At 65.7% G+C, this 3,192-nt stretch carries 4 protein-coding genes; all 4 read right to left on the bottom strand.

What is annotated here, in order from left to right; genetic code table 11:
• On the bottom strand, positions 1-495 hold a 495-nt coding region (lpxK, locus tag V7Q81_RS15330), incomplete at its 3' end, for a tetraacyldisaccharide 4'-kinase (RefSeq protein WP_333845057.1).
• 54 nt (positions 496-549) lie between these two features.
• Positions 550-1,674: a hypothetical protein gene (locus V7Q81_RS15325; protein WP_333845054.1), complete on the bottom strand. Its 1,125-nt coding sequence runs from the start codon at positions 1,672-1,674 to the stop codon at positions 550-552.
• A 43-nt stretch (positions 1,675-1,717) separates the two neighbouring features.
• Positions 1,718-2,137, bottom strand: coding sequence for an ExbD/TolR family protein (locus V7Q81_RS15320; RefSeq protein WP_333845052.1), 420 nt, complete (start codon positions 2,135-2,137; stop codon positions 1,718-1,720).
• Entirely contained in the window at positions 2,134-2,742 is a 609-nt protein-coding gene (locus tag V7Q81_RS15315) for a MotA/TolQ/ExbB proton channel family protein (RefSeq protein ID WP_333845049.1), read from the bottom strand. Before V7Q81_RS15315 ends, V7Q81_RS15320 begins: the two co-directional genes overlap by 4 nt.
• Positions 2,743-3,192: the final 450 nt, after the last annotated feature.

Below are 3,192 nucleotides of genomic sequence, written 5' to 3'. Positions count from 1 at the left end.
CTCCACGTCCCGGGCGAGGCGGTAGTGCTGCAGGCCATCGTCGGAGACGATGACGTTGCATTCGGGCCGCTCCTTAAGGAGCGCCCGGGCGGCGCCCGCCCGGTCTCTCCCGATCCATACCGGGCAGCCGGTGCGGCGCGCGAGGAGCACGGGCTCGTCGCCGAACCGGCGCGCATCGGCGCCGGCTTGCACCGGGGCGGGGCCGGCCTCCGTGGCACCGTAGCCCCGGCTCACGATCCCCGGCCGCCATCCCAGGGCGCGCAGTCGCTCGACGAGCCAGATGACGAACGGGGTCTTGCCGGTGCCTCCCACGGTGAGATTGCCCACTACGATCACGGGCACGGGGAGACGCTCTGACCGAAGGAGCCTTGCCCGGTACAGGGCGCGACGGGCAGCGGCGGCCGCCCCGAAGAGCAGGCTCAAGGGGACAAGCGAAGCCGCAAGCCAGGTGGTCTGGCACCAATGGCGCTCGATCCAGCGTGCCGTGGAGGTCATGGGAACGGGCCCCGGATTGTGCGGGCTCAGTTTGACGAAGGGGCGGCGCCGGGGTCAATCCCAGTTGAATATCCGCTCGAGCAGCTCATCGCGCACGCTGCCCGCGAGGCGCCGTTCGGCCCAGAAGGCTTGGCGTGCCCGATCCTTCAACTCCCGCTGGAGGTGCGGGTTTTGTTGCCAAGCTTGCCAGGCAACGACAACCTCACCGGCGTCGACCCGTTCTGGGACGGTGCAAGCCAAGGCCGCCTTGGGCAGCGGGATGCCAGGGCGGCGGCTCGCCACCGCCCCGCCGCCCAACGCCTGCCACAGATGCTCGTCGTCCCGGGCGTCGAAGTGGGCGGCGACACAGGCGGCCGCCACTGCCGGGAGCCAAGCTGGGTCATCCACGGCGACGAGGGCCCCGTCGGGCAAGGGCGTCCTGTCCCAGTGGCTGATCGCCACAGGCTTCAGTGTCGACGCTTGCCGGAGTGGGAGGCCGGTGACGAAGAGGGGGTCGCGAGGGAAGAGCGCCCGGAAGGAAGCAAGGAAGCCCTCTAGCGCCCGGGGGTCGACCCCGTGCCACCACCACAAAGACCGGTGAGCGGGGCCGTTTACCAAGGCGGCGAAGTTGGGATCCACCTGGGAAGGCATGACCAGGGTGAGGAGATTTGCAGCCGGTGCGGCAGCGCTTCCGGCGCAGGCGGCCTCCTCCTCCGTGGAAGGGTAGATCCGTTCGTACACCGCCGCCGGGCCAGGGATCGCCGCCACCAGTAGCCGATGGGAAAGACGGGCAGTGGCCCGAGCCAGATGAGGCCGCGGGGAGACACCCGCGAACACGATCCCGAGGGGCTTGAGTCGCCGCAGTGTTCGCCCCACGGCGAGGGGATGGTCGCAGGGGCCGAATCCCCAGCCGGTGCGAGCGCTGCCGCGCAAAGGCGCGAGGGCCCAGGGATACTCCTGCTCGAAAGTGAACACCAGCCGCACGTCCAGGCGCTTTTGCCGAATGGCGCGCACGAGCTCGACGCCGAGGCGCACGCTGCGAGGATGGCTTGCCGCCACGATCCAGATCGTCTTTCCCTCGGAGGGAGGGCGCACAAAGCCCCAGCGGGCGTTTGCCTGTTGCGGCCGGCCAGCACAGCGGTCCCGCAGATCGGCCCATAGCAGGGCCGGAAGAAAGGAGCCGTAAGGATCCCAGCGCACGGTCCGTTGGCATGGACGCGCCGCCTTGGAGGCGCGGCTACTCTTAGCGCTCCCGCGCCTGGGTGGTGAACGTGATGCGGCTATAGCCAGCGATGCGCGCCGCCTCCATCACGTTCACCACGGACTGGTGGGTGGCCTTGGCGTCGGCGGCGATCACGATCACCGGCTCGGCAGCGCCGGCCGCGGCGCGGCGCAGGCTCTCCACCAGTGCCTCGATGCCGGTGAAGCGCACCGGCTGATGATTGACCGTATACTGCCCTGCAGGGTCTACGGCGACCGTGATCTCATTGGGACGCTCGGGCTGCTTTTCCGCTCCTGCCTCGGGCAGGTTGATCTGGAGCTCCGAGTACCGATTGTAGGTGGTGGTGACCATGAGAAAGATCAGGATCACCAGCAACACGTCAATCAGCGGAACGAAGTCGATCCGCGGCTCATCCTTTTGCCGACCGCGCTGGAAGTTCATGCCCTGCGCTCGCCCATCAGGACTTCCACCAGCTTGATGGCTTGGAGCTCCATCTCCACCACCATTGCGTCCACCTTGGCCCGGAAGTAGCGGTAGAACAGGATGCTAGGCACGGCCACCAGAATGCCGAAAGCGGTGTTGTACAGGGCGATGGAGATGCCGTGGCCGAGCTGGATGGGATTGCTGCCCGTGGGGGTTTGGGAGCCAAAGATCTCGATCATGCCCACCACCGTGCCGAACAGACCCAGGAGCGGCGCCACTGCGGCAATGCTACCTAGCATGGTGAGAAAGCGCTCGAGCTCCTGGGTGGCGGCGCGGCCCGCTTCCTCGATGGAGTCTTTGATGATTTCCCGGGAGCTGCGGATGTTTTTCAGGCCCGCGGCGAAGACGCGCCCCAGTACCGGGCCCCGGTTGAGGCGGGCGATTAGCTCCTCGCTGACGCCATTCTTGCGATACTCCTGCACCACCCGGTGGAGGAGATCCTTCGGCACCACCTGGCTCTGGCGCAGGGACCAGAGCCGCTCGCCGATGATGGCCACGGCGACGATGGAGGCGACGATGAGAAACCAGATCGGCCAGCCGGCCGCTTCGATGAGGGCAAACAAATCCGTGCTCCTAAAGCCCGAACAGAAAAAATGTGGTAACTCTATCCGCAAGCACCAGGCGTCGCAAGCCGCGCGACGGCACAAGGCCTTACGCTTGAAGCGACCTCCGCGACAGCCGATAGTGGCCTCGGTCGTTGTCCACAACCTTTGTGGATAACTTTGTGGGTAATCTGTAAAAGCACGGGCTAAGTTGGCTTTGTTACAAGTTTTTTTCTGCCGCGATTAATTTTTGAACGCCAAAGTTTATTTTTATTTTTCAGTCACTTATACAATAAAACGCGGCTTCCCGAGGTAATGCCCGGTCGCTTCCGCGCCGAGGCCCGTCCCGACGGGGAGAATGTGGATTAAAAGGTTTGTCAAGTGGATTTCAGCGCGTCCTGTTTGGATCCTGGGCGGGTCCTCAGCGTCACCGAGCTTAACCGGGCGACCCGCGTCCTGCCGGAGCAGACC

The sequence above is a fragment of the Pelomicrobium sp. genome (assembly GCF_036803785.1).
GTDB lineage: Bacteria > Pseudomonadota > Gammaproteobacteria > Burkholderiales > UBA6910 > Pelomicrobium.
This window is presented reverse-complemented; position numbering and strand designations above follow the sequence as displayed.